The organism is Bradyrhizobium sp. AZCC 1678, assembly GCF_036924765.1.
Classification (GTDB): Bacteria; Pseudomonadota; Alphaproteobacteria; order Rhizobiales; family Xanthobacteraceae; genus Bradyrhizobium; species Bradyrhizobium algeriense.
Genome location: NZ_JAZHSE010000001.1, coordinates 3795050 through 3813051 on the forward strand (window position 1 = coordinate 3795050; position 18002 = coordinate 3813051).

Below are 18002 nucleotides of genomic sequence, written 5' to 3' on the forward strand. Positions count from 1 at the left end.
TTCCTTCGAGGAGAAAATCAATCGCGCAGCGACACCGGGACGGCGCTCATCAGCGTGGCGCTACCCATGCTGGCGAGGATGCGGTCGTTGTTGATCATGATTGGAGCTGAAAGCACGTCGCGGAGGTGGCGGCCAATGCTGACGTCGGTGTCGTTGCGGTAGCCGGACAGGCCGCAGGCGCGCATCGCATGCAGCACGGCCGCGACGGCGAGCTCGGAGGCCTCCACCTTGAGAAGGTTGATCGAGGACTGAAAGTCGATGGACGACAGCGCGCGCTCGTCCTGTTCGCGGGCCGCATAGGACTCGAGATTCGCGGTGATGATGGCGCGCAGTTTCGTCAGCGTCATCTTGGCGGCGGTAAAATGTGACGCGCCGGGAGGCATGTTGCCGCCCGATCCACGGGCGGCCTTGCGGATGAATAGCTGCGCGCGATCCACCGCGGCGGCCGCAATTCCCGCCCAGACCGACGACCAGCACAGGTGGGCGACCGGCGTCATCGTTTGCGCATGGATCCTGTCGTAAGGCACGGGGAATATCTGTTCCGCGGTGCCCTTGAAGTTCAGCTTGAAGCCGGCGCTGCAAGTTCCTCGCATGCCGAGCGTTTCCCATGCGAGAGTGGGCTCCAGCGAATAGTCGTCCCGGGTAATGGCGAGCATCACTTGGTCGGATCCGGCGGCCTCGTCTGCACGGCGGGCGATGGTGACGATGCCGTCTGCCTCGGCGCCGTAGGAAATGACCGTCGCGTCGCGCAGCAGCGAGATCTCGGTACCGGCGCGCTCCACGGCCGCCGAGCTGAAGCGGATGTTCCCGCCGTTCTGGCCTTCCGTGGTCGACGACGCCAGCAGCAGCTGTTCGGTCGCCACGCGGCGCATCAGTTTTTCGTGCCAAGCGCTGCCCCCGCCGTGGCGGACAAGACACGCGACCTTGGTCTGATGCATCGCGAAGATCATCCCGGCCGACGCACAGGCGCGGCCGAGCGCGTAACACATGTCGGTTACGTCAGACATCGATGCGCCGTCTCCGCCGAATTCGATCGGGATCTGGGTGCCCAGAAGCCTCTGCTTGCGCGCCGCGTCGATGGCCTTCCGCGGGAAGCGCGCCTCACGGTCCACCGCTTCGACCTCCGTAGCCGCCGCCTCTGCGACGACAGCCGTCCGCTGCTGGAACGAGGCGCGGTCGGAACTGAATTGTACTCGGCTGGTTTCCGGGGCGAAGTTGCGGAACTGGACTTCCTGCACGTTCATGGCCCAAAGCCTCCCATCTAATGGTCGGACGACCCGCCCCTGATGGTTGGACGACCCGCACCGCGTTGAGATGATTTCCGCGCGAATTCGAGGGCGGCAATCTAACCGACCGTGGCTGCGGAGTCGGCGGCGCAAAGGTGGATATCGATGAGCAATGCGCTTCCGAGCGAGGTACCTCCGAAGTAGAGCTATTGACCTGGGTTGCAGTCAGCTATCTTCGCATCGACGACGATCGTGCCATTTCACGCGATGTATGGGGTTGAAATGCAATACTTAAGCGCCAGCGTTCAAGACCGTGTTCTTTTCGTCGTCAGGAGCGTCCTTGAGCAGAATGCGATCACCGCGGATGTCCACCCGGAGTCGCGGTTGGTAGATATCGGACTGGACTCGATGGATATGGTCGCCCTAATGCTCAAGGTCGAAGCCGAGTTCGATCTCACCCTTCCTCAACCCGAGATTACGCCCGAGAATTTCCAATCGGTGAAGACGCTGGAGCGGCTGATACTCAACCAGCTCGGACCCGGAGCGGGATGAAGCGCTTCGGGAGGCTGTCCGCGCCGACATCGATCAAACTCATCTGCATGGTCAGGTCATGGAAGCAGGGGTGATCCAGCGGGCGACTGGAAGTGGCGCTCCGCGGCGCAGGCCCTCCGTCGCCAAAACCTGGCTGAAGGCCATCGAATTGATCTCGCAGATCGAGGCCGAGCCGCATCGACTGTTCGCTGACGTCGTGGAAGACTGGGCGCAGCGGCAACCCGGGCGCCCCGCTTTGCTCTCGGATGGCCAATCCTTCACGTACGGGGAACTCGCCGCGCGGGTCAACCGATATGCGCGCTGGGCACTGAGCCTCGGCATCCGCACCGGCTGCACCGTCTGCCTTCTGATGCCGAACCGGCCGGACTATCTCGCCTGCTGGCTCGGCATCACCAGGGTCGGCGGCACGGTGGCGCTGATCAACACCAGGCTGGTCGGACCGTCGCTCGCCCACTGCATCGATCTCGCACGCGCCGATCATATCATCCTTGCCGCCGAGTGCGTGGATGCGTTCGAGACCGCACGTCCGCATCTGGATCGTGTGCCGCCAACCTGGAGTCTCGGTGCCGGCGGCGCAGACGCCGATCTGGATGCGGCGCTCGCGGCCGCGGACACCCGCCCGCTGTCCTCCGCCGAACGCGGCCACGTCACGATCGATGGACGCGCGCTTCTCATCTTCACCTCGGGCACCACGGGGCTGCCGAAGGCGGCGAACGTCAGTCATCGCCGCATTCTCAGCTGGGGAGGGTGGTTTGCCGGGCTCACTGACGCTTCCGTGGACGACCGTCTCTACGATTGCCTGCCGCTCCACCATTCCGTGGGCGGTGTCGCCGCGCCCTGCAGCATGCTTCGCGCGGGCGGTTCGGTGGTGATCGCAGAGAAATTCTCCGCGACGAACTTCTGGGACGACATCGTGCGTTTCGACTGCACCGTCTTCCAATATATCGGCGAGCTCTGCCGCTACTTGCTGAAGGCGCCGCCGTCCGGGCTAAGAGCAAGACACAGGCTGCGGCTGGCCGTCGGCAACGGATTGCGCGGCGACATCTGGGAGGCATTTGCCGGGCGGTTTGCGTTTCCTCATATCCTCGAATTCTACGCCGCGACGGACGGCAATTTTTCGCTGTTCAACGTCGAAGGAAAACCCGGCGCGATTGGCCGAATCCCGCCGCTGCTGGCGCATCGCTTTCCCGCCTCGATCGTGAAGCTCGATGCCGACAGCGGCAGCCCGGTCCGCGGCGAGGATGGGCTTTGCATCGCCTGCGCCCACGGCGAGATCGGTGAGGCGGTCGGGCGCATCGGCACAGCAGATCGGGGCGGCGGCCCCTTCGAGGGCTACACCGATCCGGCCGAGACCGAGAAGAAGGTGCTGCGCGACGTCTTTGCCGAAGGCGATGCCTGGTTCCGCACGGGCGATCTCATGCTGTGCGACGAACAGGGCTACTTCCATTTTGTCGACCGGGTCGGCGACACGTTCCGCTGGAAGGGCGAGAACGTCGCGACCAGCGAGGTGAACGACGCGATCAGGGACTGCTGCCCCGGCGTTCTCGATGCCTCGACCTACGGGGTCGCTATTCCAGGTGCCGATGGCCGCGCCGGCATGGTGGCTTTGGTAGTAGACCAAGGGTTCGATTTCAGGATATTCGCGGAACACCTGGCGCGCCGGCTTCCGGTCTATTCGCACCCGGTCTTCGTCAGGTTCTGCCGCGCGCTCGACGCCACCGAGTCCTTCAAACAGAACAAGCAGCGGCTGATCCGCGAGGGATTTGATCCCTCGGTCGTGGGCGATCCGCTGTTCCTGCGTGATCCGGCGACCGGCGACTATTGTCCGATCAACCGCGCCGTCTACGCGCGCATCGTGGAGGGCGGAGTCAGGTTTTAATGTCGGCTCGCAAGCCGTTTTTCTTGAGAGGTGAGGTGTTCCATGTCAGTGAGGTCAAGGATTTTCTCGGCGATGCAGCAGATCGCCGAAGAACAGAAGGTCACGCTCCCGCCGCTGCAGGACGATCTATCGCTTCACGACACCGGCTTCGATTCGCTGGCGTTCGCTATCCTGGTGGCGCGGCTGGAGGACGATCTCGGGATCGATCCGTTCACCATTGCCGAGGATGCCGCCTTCCCATCGACTGTCGGCGAATTCGTCAGAGTGTACGAAAATGTCCCCGCCTGAGACCTTCGCATTGCGCGAATATCTCGGCCCGGAGCTGAAGGGTCGTACGATTTCCGATGCCCGGCACAGCGTATCGCTGACCGACATTCGCGGGCACAGCTGTCTGATCGGCCGGTCCCGCGAGCTATCCGGCCGATCGGTGCTGCTTGCGGCGTCGGGGCAGCTGCAGTCCGCGCTCGCCATGATCGAGCTCGACGGTGTCGCCCGCCGCATGCTTCTGTGCCCGCCCGACCTCGATCCGGATCACATCCAGGCGCTGCTTGCGGATGCCGAGATCGACGCCATCGTCACCGACCGGCCGGACCGATGCGATGCCGGCAAATATTTGGTCGTCGGCGTCGGTCTGCCCGATCCTGCGGTGGTGCCATGGAAGACCGAACGCGCGACAGAATGGCTCATGCTGACCTCGGGCACATCAGGGCCGCCCAAGATCGTTGGACATACGCTCGACGGGCTGGCCGGCGCAATCATTGCCGAAGGGGCTGCGCGCCACCCGAATGCGGCCTGGGCGACGTTCTACGACATCCGCCGCTATGGCGGCCTGCAGATATTCCTGCGCGCCGTGATCGGCGGCGGATCAATGGTGCTGTCGGAGCCCGGAGAAGCCATTGCGGATTACGTGGCACGGCTGCGCGTAGGCGGCGTCACGCACATCTCCGGGACGCCGTCGCACTGGCGCAAGCTCCTGATGAGCGGTGCTGCAGCGAACTTCTCGCCGCGCTATGTCCGTCTGTCAGGCGAGATCGCCGACCAGGCCGTGCTCGACGGCTTGGCCCGTGCGTTTCCGCATGCGTCGATCGGCCATGCCTATGCTTCCACCGAGGCTGGGGTCGGGTTCGCGGTCGACGATGGGCGCGAGGGTTTTCCCGCCGACTTTGTCGGGCGGAACCGCGACGGCGTCGAAATGAAGGTCGTCGACGGATCGCTCCGGATCCGCTCCCATCGCGCGGCGCACGCCTATATCGGCGCCGACGCGCCACCGCTCGCCGATGCCGAGGGCTTCGTCGACACCGGCGACATGATCGAGCTGCGCGGCGATCGTTACCACTTCGTCGGACGGCGCGGCGGCATCATCAACATCGGCGGGCTGAAGGTCCATCCCGAGGAGGTCGAGGCCGTGATCAATGGACACGAGTCGGTGCGGATGTCGCGCGCGCGGTCGCGCAAGAGCCCGATCACCGGCGCCATCGTGGTCGCCGACATCGTCCTCGCCGACGGCGCTGATGCGGGTCGCCAGGAAGCGATCCGCACGGAGATTCTCGGCCGGTGCAAGGACTCGCTGGCGGCATACAAGGTGCCTGCGGTGATCCGGTTCGTCGAACGCCTCGACGTCACCACAGCGGGAAAACTGGCGCGGGCCGATGCGTAACGTTCTCGTCACCGGCGGCAGCCGCGGCATCGGGCTTGCGATTGCGCGCAGGCTCGTCGCATCCGGCGACTACAAGGTGATCGCGGCCGCGCGCCGCGAGAGCGAGGATCTGGAACGGGCCATCCGCGAGGCGGGCGCGGACCGCCTGCACTTCAGGGCGTTCGATCTCGGCCAGACAGACAAGATTCCCGCCTTCGTGAAGGAACTGCGCGACGCCTTCGGCGCGATCTACGGCCTTGTCAACAATGCCGGCATCGGCACCGAAGGACTGCTGGCCAATATGCGCAATTCCGAGATCGAGGCGTTGATCCGTCTGAACGTGCTGTCGCCGATCGTTCTGACCAAATACGTGGTGCGCCATATGATGGCCGACGGCGCCGGGCGCATCGTCAACATCTCCTCCATCATCGCCTCGACCGGCTACAACGGCCTGTCCGTCTACGCCGCGTCCAAGGCCGCGGCCGGCGGCTTTACCCGTTCGCTGGCCCGCGAAGTCGGCAAGCTCGACATCACCGTGAACGCGATCGCGCCCGGCTTCGTCGACACCGAATTGACAAAGTCCCTAGACGACGACGGCCGCCGGCGCATCGCCGGCCGCAGTGCGTTGCGCCGCTTGCCCGAAGCCGATGACGTCGCTTCCATGGTCGAATATCTCCTGGGAGAAGGCGGCCGGAACATCACCGGCACCGTTCTGACCGTGGACGCCGGCAACACCGCCTGACGCCGCGACGGCAGGCATGCGCCTTCGCGGTGCACCGCATTTCGTGCCCCTTTGAATGGAAGCCAGTTATCGAAAACTCGTGCAGCCTCCCGCGCAGCAAAGAATACGGGAATTAGGAAACGACAGGTGGAGTGCACCCCTGCTGTGAGACACAAGAATCAGGGACAGGTTGTGCCCGCCGCTTGTGGCGGCAGGGCGGGTTGAGAGATAGCGGCCGGGCTGCGGGGCTGCTGCGCAGCAGCCCCGCAGCCCGGTAGATTTGCTTCGAACTCGGCGGGAGGCCGGTAAGCCAGCGCCGAGTGCAGCCGTTGGCGGTTGTACACCTCCTCGATGAAGGTGCCGATGGCATTTTTCGCATGCTGCGCATCGCGGTAGGTTTGGCCGTTGACCTCCTCCTGCTTGAGGGTCTTCATGAAGCTCTCGGCTCTGGCATTGTCGTAGGGATTGCCAACCCGGCTCATGCTTGGGGCAATGTCGTGCCGCTGGAGTAGTTCAGTGTAGTCGCCGCAGGCGTATTGGATGCCGCGGTCGGAGTGGTGGATCAGGCTGCCGGGCGTTGGCCGGCGCGCCTCCAGCGCCATGGAGAGTGCGGCGATCGCCAGGCGCGCCTCCAGGTGCGTTTCCAGGGCCCAGCCGACCACGCGCCGGCTGAAGGTATCGAGCACGATGGCGAGATAGGCGAACTCTTCCTGCAGCCGGATGTAGGTGATGTCCGCCACCCAGAGCTGGTCGAGGCCGCTCGGCACCATGCCGCGGGCCAGGTTCGGTACCACGCGCCAGGAGTGGCGCGAGTCTGTCGTAACCGGCACAAACGGCCGCCGCCGCAGGCACAGCAGATTATCCTGCTGCATCAGGCGCAGCACGCGTTTGCGGTTCACCGCAAAGCCTTCACGTCGCAACTGCGCGGCGATCCGGCGATAGCCGTAATGCGTGTACGCAAGCACCAACCGCTGGATCGCGTCCCGCACAGCGGCTTCTTCCACGCGCGGGGCGGAGGCCGCCCAGTGCCGGTAGTAGCCGGCCCGGCTGACGCCAGCCAGCACGCACATCCGCTCAATCGTGAGTTCGCCTTGCAGCAGGGGGATCGTCATCGCCTGGATGACCGCGTAGATCCCGTCACGCCAGGTCCGGCGTTCGGCCGGCGTGCTTCCTTGACCCGCCGCAAGGCTTGCCGAAAAAAATCGAGCTCGATCTGCTGCTGGCCGATCTTGCGCTCAAGTTCGGCAACCCGCTCTGGCGCGGCAATGTCGCCAGCCGCAACCTCGCGCGCCCGCTCCGTCACCTTCGCCGCGACAACGGCAGTGCCCTTCCGCGGTCGACCCAGCGGCCGCAGCGCCTCCGCCCCGCCCGCCCGAAACAGATCGCGCCATGCATAGAGATCCTTGCGCAGCACATTCAGCTCCTGTGAAAGAGCCCTTATGCGCTCGCCCGCCAAAATGCGGCGCACCGCCTCAAGCTTGAATTCTCGGCTGAAAATACGGGGAGATTTCTTGGACATGCGTTCTCCGTTAGAGAACTGTCCCTAATTTCCCGTGTCTCACTTTTGGGGTGCACTCCACAGGTTCAATCGAAAACGTTCCGGATTTTCTCATGCAGGGGGCTACGTCTTACCGTGTGCTTCCAGCCGACCTACGGTGGTTACTGAAGTCAAGCTCTCGATCTGGTTGGCCATCGCGTCGCCTGATGCTGGAAGCCGCTTCCTTGGATGTACCCCTTAAGAGTTTCCCAGCAGCGGGCAAGCGAAGTGCATAAGGTGCGTGATGACGCATTGAAAGGGCCATCTCACCGTGCGGCGGTTGATGGCAGATGGGTCGCCCAATGAAAAACAGGTCAATCCTAGGCAAGGATGACGTAGCTGTCGCCTACGAGATCTCGGGCACGTCGCGCGTCGATTCGGACAGGACGCTATTTGCCCAGAACACAATGATGCGCCTGCAAGTGGAGGGACGAGCGGCGCCCGTGTGGACCGCTGCCGCTGTCGTCGTGATGACGTGGGCGTCCCAACCGCAGGCTTTCCCGGATCAGGCGCGATACGCGGCGGCGGATGAGCAACGCGCGACGAAGGCTCGGATGGCGGCGCTACATCCGTAGCACAGGGCAGTGCCTTCAAAGCTTGGAAAGGAAGGGGCTGATGAACTGGTCTTTTGGTTTAGCTCCGCGACTTTTGCTCATGGCATTGGCCTCGTTGCCCGTAACTATTCAGCCGTTCGCTGCGGACGCCCAGACTCAAAATGCCCGGATGCAAGGCGTTCGCCCGTTGCCTCGCGAGGTGCCGCGGCAAAAGCCGCAAGTGGCGATGAATGCCTGGACGGTCGGTATTGCAGGGGGCCTCCTCGAGGGAGCGCCAATCCGCCTGGCGGCGGAGATCGCCCGGGTCGTCGACGATGGACAGAATCTGCACGTTCTGCCGGTCGTGACGCGCGGCGCTACGGAAAATGTGAATTCACTGCTCTATTTGCGCGGCATCGATGCCGCGATCATCAATTCGGACGTCCTGGAGGAATACAAGAGCCAGGTGCCCGATATTCAGCAGCGGCTTGCCTACATCCTGAATCTATTCCCGTCCGAACTTCATATCTTCGTTCGTCCCGAGATTCAGGGTCTGAACGATCTCGTCGGCAAGAAAGTCAACTTCAATACCCAGGGTACCGCGGCGGCCTATTCGGGCCCATTGATCTTCAGTCGGCTCGGCCTCGAGGTGGAAAAGACGTTCATCCCGCATCAGGTCGCGCTCGAGCAGATGCGTAAGGGCGAGATGGCGGCTGTCGTCTTCATTACCTCGAAGCCGGTCGATGCTTTCGTGCGTGGCCGTTGGGAGCCAGGATTCAAGTTCCTGCCGATTTCCTATGACAGCAAGTTCGAGGACTATTACCTGCCCGCCGCGCTGGATGCCACGGACTATCCCAATCTGATCAAGCCGGGCGAACGTGTAACCACGATTGCCGTTCCGACCGCTCTTGTTGCCTTCAATTTTCCCGCCAAATCGAACCGCTTTCAGCGCATCGCGCGTTTCGTCGATCATCTGTTCTCGCGGATCGGCAAGCTGCAGGAGCCTGGCTTCGATCCGAAGTGGAAATCGATCAATCTCGCGGCGACGGTTCCTGGCCTCGTGCGCTTCCCGGCGGCGCAAGCCTGGCTCGAACGCCAGCAGCGCGCAACGCATGCATCGCAATGAGAGGCGCGGCCATCCCAATTGCAGTTGGAATCGCGCTCACAAGCGGGATTGCCTGGACGCAAGGGGCCGTAGATCCTGCGGCGCAGCTTCGCGACTGCAATTCGATGGAGCGCGCCGAAGGGCCGGAGTGCCCCGCCCAGGTGTCTCGGCCGATTGCTGCTGCGCATCAGGCGGCCTCCCAAGGAGACAACTGGATCGTCAGCCAAACAACCTCGCCAGTTGACTATTCACCGTTGATGACCGCGACGACCGCGTCGGGCAATGGAGCAGCCGAAACTGAAATGAAGCTTTCAATTCGTTGCCGCGGAGGGCGGACCGAATTGGTCGTCGCGGGACCGGGCATCTCCGGCCGCGGCGGCGACTACGCGATTTCCTATCGTGTTAACGATGGTCAGCAGGTGCGTGCCGCGGCAGCGCTGCCGGCGTCCGGAGCCGGGGTCGCGTTCGGAGGTGACGTGATTGGCTTGCTGCAATCCCTTCCAGACGTGGGAAGCCTCAGCGTCCACCTTGTACCTCGCACGGGAGGCGCGCTGGACGGAACGTTTTCGCTCCGCGGGTGGGAGGCGGTGCGCGCGAAGATGACTGTTGCGTGCAAATGGTCACACCCGATCGCGAAGCCGAACAGGTGATGGTGTCCGATGAAGTTTGTACATAGGAGAGCCCGATGAACATGTTTCAACATATTGCAAGCGTAACCACCATAGGAGCCATAACAGTCTTATTCGTCCCGTCGTTCGCTGCGGCGGAGCAGGGCGGACGCTACTGGGTGCCCACAACGACGTATCCCGCTCTGTACCAGACGCGCGTCGCAGAAAGAGCTGCCGCCCCGCGTAAAGCCACCACACGTAGTAAAGCCATCACGCATAAACGGGAACGGTCCGTTCTCGCCGCGAACGCTCGGCTTGCATCCGACTCCAAGGTGCATCGTCTAGTTTTGCAGGTGAACACGAATGACCCCGCCGCGATGAATCTTGCGCTCAACAACGCAACGAACGTTGCGCAATACTACAAGGATCTCAGTGAGAACGTAAAAATCGAGGTGGTCACGTTCGGGCCCGGCCTGCATATGCTGCGTGATGATACTTCGCCGGTAAAGGCCCGTATTGAGGAGATGGCGCTGAGTAGGCCGGAGATATCGTTCAAGGCCTGCGGCAACACCCGGGAAAGAATGCACAAGGCCGAGAACAAGGACATCCCAATTGTTGCTCAGGCCCAGGTGGTGAAATCAGGCGTGGTGCACGTGATGGAGCTGCAGGAAAAAGGATGGTCCTACGTAAAGCCCTGAGCGAGGCGGGGGGCTCGCGATGAATAGCGACCCCCGCGCCCTTTGGGATGAAGAGGGGCGCAAGCTAGCGGGAGCGGAGACGGCCAGGTCGGTTAGCTGGCCGGGGCCGTCTCCAGTTACCCGCAACGCTCATCGATGCTCTATCGTTCCCGCAAAGCCTCCTGCTTGTACCTTGCCAGCGGCGAGAGCAGGTAGCTCATCATGGTGCGCGAGCCGGTCTTGATCTCAACCGTCACGGCCATCCCGGGCCCAAGCTTGACGAGTTTCTCGTCTACCTGCATGGCCGCGCGGTCGAGCGAGACACGAGCAGCATATTCCAGCTCCTGACCTTTCGGCTCGCTGCTGTTCGTTGCCGCGCCCATAGCCCGGTCATTCGAAGTGCCCTGTTGCCTGTCGCGCGTGATGGCATCGGACGAAACGCTGAGCACTTCGCCATGAAGAAGCCCGTAGCGCGTGAAGTTAAATGTATCGACCTTGATCTCCGCTTTTTGTCCCGGATGCACGAATCCGATGTCGCGGTTGGAAAGCATGGCCTCGATCTCGAGCTGGCTCTCGCTCGGAACCACCACGGCGAGCGCCTGAGCAGGCGTTACCACGCCTCCCACGGTATGAACGGCGAGCTGTTGCACGACGCCGTCGACCGGCGCGGCCAAACGCTGGAGTTTCGTGCGCCGCTCCGCCTTGATCACCTCCTGCGCAGCGCTCGCAGTTTTCTGCTCGGCTTTCGCGAGTGCGTCATAGGTCGTACGGCGATACTCCGCGGCCGTCTTTTCCCTCGTTTCCTTCAGTAACGCGATCGCGGCATCGGCTTCGCGCAGCCGGCTCTGCTGCAGCAGGAGGTCCTGCTGAAGGCCGACCAGTTCCTGGTATTCGGAGAGATAGACGACCTTCGAAGCCAGTGCCTTGTCGACCAGATTCTTGCGGATGTCCACGCGTTCCTGCAGCACCGGTATCGTCGCCTGCAGCTTCGCGACGCTCGCTGAAGTGGTCGCCCGCTCTGCTTCCTTCTGGCCCTGCTGGCGTTCGATCTCGGCGAGCTTGGCATTCTGTTCGGCGCGCTGGCTGATCAGGAACTGACGATGCATCTCGATCTCCGCGGCGCTTGCGCTCTGCGGTGGCCGGAAGGCGGCAAGCGGATCCTCTGCGAGCCCGGCGCGCAGCCGGGCGGCTTCGAGTTCGGCCGCCAGGAAATCGCTCTTCTGGCGTTCGTTGTCGGCTTCCGTCATCGTCGGGTCGAGTTCGATAAGAGTGTCGCCAGCTTTTACGGTCTGCCCGTCGCGGACGTGGATGGCACGGACGACGCCCGTCTCGAACGGCTGGATCAGCTTGGTGCGCCCGCCCGGCACGATCTTGCCGGTTGCGGTGGCGACGATATCGACGCTGCCGAATGACGCCCACGCCACCGCGAAGCAGAAGACCGCGATGATGCTCGCGCCGATCGCGCGCCCGATCGGCGACGGCGGCGTTTCAGTGATCTCGAGCGCCGCTGGCAGGAACGCGATTTCCTGCTCGCGGCGGCGAGCCGGAGCCGGGGTTTTCGGAAACGGGACGATGTTTCGGCTAGCGGATGTCATGGATACCGGCCTGCAGATAATGGAGGTTTGCGTAACGCCCGTTCGAGCGGATCAGCTCATCATGGCTGCCGTCCTCGACGATGCGGCCATGCTCGAGCGTGATGATCCGGTTCGCATTGCGCACGGTCGAGAGCCGATGGGCGATGACGAACACGGTCCGGCCGGCGGCAATTCGCTTCATGTTCTGCTGGATGGCACGCTCGCTTTCGTAATCGAGCGCGCTGGTGGCCTCGTCGAGGATGAGGATGCGCGGGTCGGTAATGAGCGCGCGTGCGATCGCGACACGCTGGCGTTGCCCGCCCGACAGGCTGCTGCCGCGTTCCCCGACGACGGTGTCGTAACCCTCGGGCAGTTCCAGGATGAAGTCGTGAGCGCCGGCGAGCGATGCCGCCTCGATGACGCGTTCCATCGACATCGTCGGATCGGCCAGCGCGATGTTCTCGCGAATCGAGCGGTTGAACAGCACGTTCTCCTGAAGGACGACGCCAATCTGGCGCCGCAGCCAGGTCAGATCGACCATCGCGAGGTCGACGCCGTCGACCAGCACGCGTCCGCTCTCCGGCACATAGAGACGCTGGATCAGCTTGGTGATGGTGCTCTTGCCCGAGCCGGACGAGCCGACGATGCCGACGACCTGGCCGGGTTGGACGCTGAATGACACGTTGTGCAGCACCTCGGGGCCGTCGATGCGGTAGCGGAACGTCGCGTGATCGAACGTGATCTGCCCGCGGATCGGCGGCAGTGCGGCGCGGCCGGGACTGAAGCTCGGCTCCGGGATGGTGTTGAGGATGTCACCGAGGCGGTCGACTGACAGACGGGCCTGATGGAAATCCTGCCACATCTGGGCGAGACGCAGCACCGGCGTGCTCACACGTGCGGCCAGCATGTTGAACGCGACGAGCTCGCCGACGGTGAGATCACCACCGATCACAAGTCTCGCGCCGAAGTAAAGCGTTGCCGCGACGACCAGCTTGTTGATCATCTGGACCGCCTGGCTTGCCGTATTGTTCAGGCTAAGCACGCGGAAGCTGGCGCTTACATAGCCGGCGAGCTGCTCCTCCCACCGGCGCTGCATCTGCGGCTCGACCGCCATGGCCTTCAGCGTCTCGACGCCCGTGACGCTCTCGACCAGGAAGGCCTGGTTCTCGGAGCCCCGATTGAACTTCTCATCGAGGCGCCGGCGAAACAGCGGCGCAGCGAACACGGAAATGCCGATGTAGAACGGGAATGACGCCAGAACGATAAGCGTCAATGTCGTCGAGTAGTAGAACATCACTGCAAGGAAGACGACGGTGAACAACAGATCGATGACGAGCGTAAGCGCCGAGCTCGTCAGGAACTGACGGATATTCTCCAGTTCGCGGACGCGCGCGACCGAATCGCCGACCCGGCGGGCCTGGAAATACGCGATCGGTAGCGCCATCAGGTGACGAAACAGCCGGGCGCCGAGTTCGACATCGATGCGGTTCGTGGTGTGCGCGAACAGATAGACGCGCAGCGTTTCGAGAATGGCCTCGAACACGGTCAGCGCGACAAGGCCTATGATCAGAACGTCGAGCGTACTCATGCTTCGATGCACGAGCACCTTGTCGATGACCACCTGGAAAAACAGCGGTGAGATAAGGGCAAAGAACTGAAGGAAGAACGACGCGACCAGCACTTCGCTGAGAAGACGGCGATACTTGTGGACCGCGCCGACAAACCAGCCGATATCGAAGCGGCGGGAGAGATCGGTCAGGGACGCGCGCCGCGTCATCAAGATGATGTCGCCGCCCCAGATTGCCTCAAGCTCGGCCTGCGTCATTGTTTCGGGCCGGGGAGACAATGGGCGCTGAACCATAAGCTTGTCGTCGACGACCTGGCCGAGGATCAGGAAGCCGCCGTCGCGCAGCAGGGCGATGCCCGGCAGCGGTGTGACCGCAAGCCTGCTCCAGTTCGACTTCTGTGCCCGAGCTTTCAGCCCGAATTCCTTGGCGCAGCGCAGAATTTCGGTAACACCCAGCTTGGCCGCGCCCATGCGATGCCGGATCTGTTCAGGATCGGCCGCAATGCCATGGCATCGTAACAGGATTGCCACTGCCACGAGCCCAGACTCGTCCTCGCTCTGAGGCACGATGCTCGCAGCCTCGAAGTCGGTTCTGGCCGCCTGGAGGGCCATATCGCTTCGTTCGCCGAAGCACGCACGCATCAATGAATTGCAGGCCTGCATTACGGTATCGCGAGCGCGTGTTACGGGGGCGACGGCGCGGCGCGCCAGACCACGCACGGTGACACTCATGTCAGCGAGGGCATGGAGCACCCGATTGATGACGTTCTGCGATCCCGTCAGGATCAAGCGGCCGTCCCAGATTTCCTCGAATTCCGCGCGCGTCATCAGCTCCGGACGCGACGCAGTCGGGTGCAGCACGAGCGCCCCGTTGTCGTCGACCTTGCCGAGCAGCAGAAATCCGCCATCACGCAGCGATGCGATTCCAGGCAACTGGATGCTCGCAAGTCGCTTCCAATGCGTTGTTCGTGAACGGACCTTGACTCCAAACTCGCGCGCGCAACGAAGCAGGGCGCGGATACCTATTGTGCTGCTTCCACAGCTATCGCGGAGCTGCTCGGGCTCGGCGTGGACGCCATGAAGGCGCAGGAACAGAGCCAGGGCTCGAAACCCATGGTCTGCGGCGTGGGCATTCCCATTCTGCATCGCCATAATGTTTTAACTCAACCCTTCGCGGCTACCGGCCGCGTGTGATGTTCCTTCTCTGCATTCCCAAACTTTGATGGTGCCGCACCCGGGTGCTGATGCGCCCGGGTGCGGGAGGGGATCAGTGCGGTCTGGTCAGGATCGCGTCCTGCGCCCAACCGGCCGCTTGCGACACGGCTGACACGATCTGCCCGGAGTCGACCCGGCCGGTGTTACCGGCCAGATACTGGTTCAGCAGCGCAAAGCTCTGGCTTGCCAGGGACGCCGTGGTCGTACCCGTCGCGAGCTGAGGATCCGCCACGAACGCCTGCGGCCTACCGGTTGCCAGCGTGCTGGTGAACGACCCCACATGTTGCTGCAGCCGCTCAAAGCCCTGGTTCGCCAGGAACCCTGCGCTCGTCGAGGTCGAAGCCGGAGGACTGGTCACGCTGGTGGTCTGCGGCGACGTCGTGGTCGTCGTGGTCGTTGTCGTCGTGGCCGCAGGCCGCGGATCCGTCACGATGATGGTCTGCGGCGCGGCCGTCGCCACAGCGCCGGTGACCGGGTCCTTCGCGCTTGCCGTCAGCGAGAGCTCTGCGACGGGATGACCTCCGCCCCTGTAGTTCGATGTCAGAGTCAGTCCGCTCTCGACCTGCGCGGCCGTCAGGGTGATGTCCCTTCCCCTGAACGTCTGACCATCGAGCGCGGAGGTGATCGACTCGTACTTCGGCAACCCCCTGATGTTGACGGTCACGTTATCGTTGGGGTCGGTCGTTGTCACGCCGACTCCCAGGTCGACCGTACCACCTCTGCCGTACACCTTGAGCGAATCGTCCGCGACGGTGAGGACCGGCGCGATCGCTGACGGGGCCGTTGGGGTGGTTGGCGTCGTTGGAGTCGTCGGCGTCGTTGGGGACGTCGGAGTGGTTGGGGACGTCGGCGTCGCCGGGGTCGCATCGATCTGAAGACCGGAGAACGTCTCCACCGCGCCCGAAAGGTTCGCCGCGAGCCCGCCTGAATCCTTGATGCTCGCGCCGGTCGGAAGATTGACTCCCGTGATGGCGAGCGCCGAGGTGTCCTGGTCAGTCGACGCAACAGTGTTCTTGAAGATGAGCGAGCTCGTGCCTGAGCCACTGACATAGGTGGCCTTTCCGCCATCGTTAAGCGACAGCGTCGGCGTGCCGGTGACGGTCACGGCCTCGCTGAAGCCGAGCGTCATTGTGATGGTGTCGCCGTTATCTGCGATTCCCGTCCCCGGTGAAGCGGACGCCTGCGTCACCGTCGGCGCCAGGTTTACCGGCGTGGTTGGCGCAGTTGGGGTGGTTGGCGTGGTTGGGGACGTTGGCGTCGTCGGGGTCGCATCGATCTGCAGACCGGTGAACGTCTTCACCGCACCCGAGAGGTTCGCCGCAAGACCGGAAGTATCCTTGATGCTGGCGCCGCTCGCAAGATTGACCCCGGTGATCGCAAGCGCCGACGTGTCCTTGTCAGTCGGTGCGACGGTCGTTTTGAAGGTGAGCGCACTCGTCCCGGACCCGCCCACATAGGTGGCGGTCGCGCCATCGTTGAGCGACAGCGTCGGCGTGCCGGTGACGGTCACGGCCTCGCTGAAGCCGAGCGTCATTGTGATGGTATCACCGTTATCTGCGATTCCCGTCCCCGGTGAAGCGGACGCTTGCGTCACTGTCGGCGCCAGGTTTACCGGCGTGGTTGGTGACGTGGGTGTCGTCGGCGTCGTCGGTGCCGTGCCGCCAGCACCCTGCCAGCCGATCGCCTGCGATCCAGTGACCAGCGTCATGTTGCGAAAATCGACGGCAGTCGTCTCGGGCGCCGTCGACCGATAGATGCCATATTCCCAGTAGGTGCCGTCCCCATAGCCGAGCGGGCCGGAATAATCCACCACCTGTTTGCCGTCGATCGAGACGTCCAAATACCCGCCGCCGCTGTTCGAGACATTGGACTGGATATTGATGTCGTAATATCGGCCCGGCACAATCGGATTCGGATCGGTCCACAGAGTCATCATGTGGAGATCGGAAGACGAATTACTGGGATTCCCACCGGGCAGAACATAGCGGGCGACAATTTGCAGATGGTCGCCGTCCATCTGGACCGCGAACGGCGGTGAGGTCCCCACGCCGCCCGTAACGTCGTCATTGTGCATTTGACCGACGATAAACCAGCCATTCGAGCTGTTCTGAGTGTTAACAAATGACCCATTGGGCCCATTCGCCTCCACCATCAACTGATAGTCGATGCCAATCGGAGTACCGGCCGGCATATATGCACCCCAGCTGGTCTTGACGCCCGTCGAGGCATTTTGAATTTCAGAGCGATCAACGTATGAGCCATCAGCACCCGCTGCCCAATTTTCGCCCTGGCGGAGCTCGAACCGCAGGGTCTGCGGGTCGGGGTTGGTTATACTATAGCTCCTACCCTCCGTCTCAACTTCGTAGGAGTCGCCACCGATAAGAAAGTAGGTTCCAGGCGTGGTCTTGAAATTCGTGATCGTGCCGGTCGTATCCAATTCAGGCCTCCATCGAGAAGTTGTTTCTCGTATCGTTGATGTTGACGAGGGAATTCCACTGCCGCGCATGCGATGACGCGCGACATACTGCATGCTCGCAGCGACTGGCTTCGCGAACACATTTCAACGCATCGCAGCCTCGGACCGCGAGCGGATTTCAATGCATCGCAGTCTGGACCGCGAGCACATTTCAAAGCAGTGGGATTGTGCCCCCCCGACTGCTGGCGTGGGGGTTAATAAGCAAAAGTGGCGAAAAAAATTTCAAAATGTGATTTTATACGCATGTATACCGCGTCGACAGCATAGCGTTGAAAACATGCGCGATTCACCTACCAATCGGAGAAAATTGAATGGGTCAGTGTGGTGCATAAGTTCCGAGCGCGACGAGTGCGTGATCGGCTTTCCGTCTTGGCTCCCATATCAAGACGGCGTCTGCCGGGCGCCAAGGTTCAGCCGGGCCGGCGACGACGCCATGCCGCCACCACCGACAGCGACCACGACGAGCCGATCTATCCCAATCGAACCAAAGATTAGCCCATCAACGGCCCGAACCTGCTTAGGATCTCCGATGTCACCTATGTCGCTGTCGTAGGCGGGGCTCGTGCTTCAGATTGATGGCCTTATCGAGCCTGTGCGCGAAACAGATCGCCGTTCCCCATCTCCGGCTTCTTCTGTCGCATCGCTCCCCTTCACGCAATCAGGACTGCTGATTTGAGGGAATCTTGCAATCTCAAA

General features: G+C 62.8%; 14 protein-coding genes. 8 read left to right on the forward strand and 6 right to left on the reverse strand.

What is annotated here, in order from left to right; all coding sequences use genetic code 11:
- Positions 1-17: 17 nt before the first annotated feature.
- Positions 18-1244 (reverse strand): acyl-CoA dehydrogenase family protein, encoded by a 1227-nt coding sequence (locus V1294_RS17895; RefSeq protein ID WP_334481697.1) that lies wholly within the window; start codon positions 1242-1244, stop codon positions 18-20.
- Positions 1245-1508: 264 nt separating this feature from the next.
- On the opposite strand from V1294_RS17895, the gene V1294_RS17900 reads away from it, so the two are divergent.
- The 5 genes from V1294_RS17900 to V1294_RS17920 are packed head-to-tail and all read left to right on the forward strand — an operon-like array spanning position 1509 to position 6035.
- Positions 1509-1778 carry a phosphopantetheine-binding protein gene (locus V1294_RS17900; protein WP_334489744.1) on the forward strand — a complete coding sequence of 90 codons (270 nt, stop codon included), beginning with the start codon at positions 1509-1511 and terminating at the stop codon, positions 1776-1778.
- Between the two features lie 58 nt (positions 1779-1836).
- Positions 1837-3657: a long-chain-acyl-CoA synthetase gene (locus tag V1294_RS17905; RefSeq protein WP_334498965.1), complete on the forward strand. Its 1821-nt coding sequence runs from the start codon at positions 1837-1839 to the stop codon at positions 3655-3657.
- 42 nt (positions 3658-3699) lie between these two features.
- The gene (locus V1294_RS17910; RefSeq protein ID WP_108513955.1) at positions 3700-3945 is read left to right on the forward strand and encodes an acyl carrier protein; all 246 of its coding nucleotides are present in this window, start codon (positions 3700-3702) and stop codon (positions 3943-3945) included.
- On the forward strand, positions 3932-5314 hold the full coding sequence (locus V1294_RS17915; protein WP_334498966.1) for a class I adenylate-forming enzyme family protein: 1383 nt from the start codon (positions 3932-3934) through the stop codon (positions 5312-5314). Before V1294_RS17910 ends, V1294_RS17915 begins: the two co-directional genes overlap by 14 nt.
- Positions 5307-6035: an SDR family NAD(P)-dependent oxidoreductase gene (locus V1294_RS17920; protein ID WP_334481689.1), complete on the forward strand. Its 729-nt coding sequence runs from the start codon at positions 5307-5309 to the stop codon at positions 6033-6035. Before V1294_RS17915 ends, V1294_RS17920 begins: the two co-directional genes overlap by 8 nt.
- A 158-nt stretch (positions 6036-6193) precedes the next feature.
- On the opposite strand, the gene V1294_RS17925 is transcribed toward V1294_RS17920, so the two are convergent.
- Entirely contained in the window at positions 6194-7126 is a 933-nt protein-coding gene (locus tag V1294_RS17925; protein ID WP_334495346.1) for an IS3 family transposase, read from the reverse strand.
- Positions 7123-7533 (reverse strand): helix-turn-helix domain-containing protein, encoded by a 411-nt coding sequence (locus tag V1294_RS17930; RefSeq protein ID WP_334495344.1) that lies wholly within the window; start codon positions 7531-7533, stop codon positions 7123-7125. The genes V1294_RS17925 and V1294_RS17930 overlap by 4 nt, the downstream gene beginning before the upstream one ends.
- Positions 7534-8205: 672 nt before the next feature.
- On the opposite strand from V1294_RS17930, the gene V1294_RS17935 reads away from it, so the two are divergent.
- From V1294_RS17935 to V1294_RS17945, 3 genes are all read left to right on the forward strand, one after another.
- Positions 8206-9210, forward strand: coding sequence for a TAXI family TRAP transporter solute-binding subunit (locus V1294_RS17935; protein WP_442895352.1), 1005 nt, complete (start codon positions 8206-8208; stop codon positions 9208-9210).
- Positions 9211-9314: 104 nt separating this feature from the next.
- A complete protein-coding gene (locus tag V1294_RS17940; protein ID WP_334498968.1) occupies positions 9315-9839 on the forward strand; it encodes a hypothetical protein in 525 nt (174 codons plus the stop codon).
- A 35-nt stretch (positions 9840-9874) separates the two neighbouring features.
- The gene (locus tag V1294_RS17945) at positions 9875-10495 is read left to right on the forward strand and encodes a DsrE family protein (protein ID WP_334498970.1); all 621 of its coding nucleotides are present in this window, start codon (positions 9875-9877) and stop codon (positions 10493-10495) included.
- Between the two features lie 140 nt (positions 10496-10635).
- On the opposite strand, the gene V1294_RS17950 is transcribed toward V1294_RS17945, so the two are convergent.
- The 3 genes from V1294_RS17950 to V1294_RS17960 form a co-directional block, all read right to left on the reverse strand.
- Positions 10636-12069 (reverse strand): HlyD family type I secretion periplasmic adaptor subunit, encoded by a 1434-nt coding sequence (locus V1294_RS17950; RefSeq protein ID WP_334498972.1) that lies wholly within the window; start codon positions 12067-12069, stop codon positions 10636-10638.
- Positions 12056-14767, reverse strand: coding sequence for a type I secretion system permease/ATPase (locus V1294_RS17955; RefSeq protein ID WP_334498975.1), 2712 nt, complete (start codon positions 14765-14767; stop codon positions 12056-12058). Before V1294_RS17955 ends, V1294_RS17950 begins: the two co-directional genes overlap by 14 nt.
- Before the next feature lie 115 nt (positions 14768-14882).
- Positions 14883-17267, reverse strand: a complete 2385-nt coding sequence (locus V1294_RS17960) for a heparin lyase I family protein (protein WP_334498977.1) — start codon at positions 17265-17267, stop codon at positions 14883-14885.
- Positions 17268-18002 lie beyond the last annotated feature (735 nt).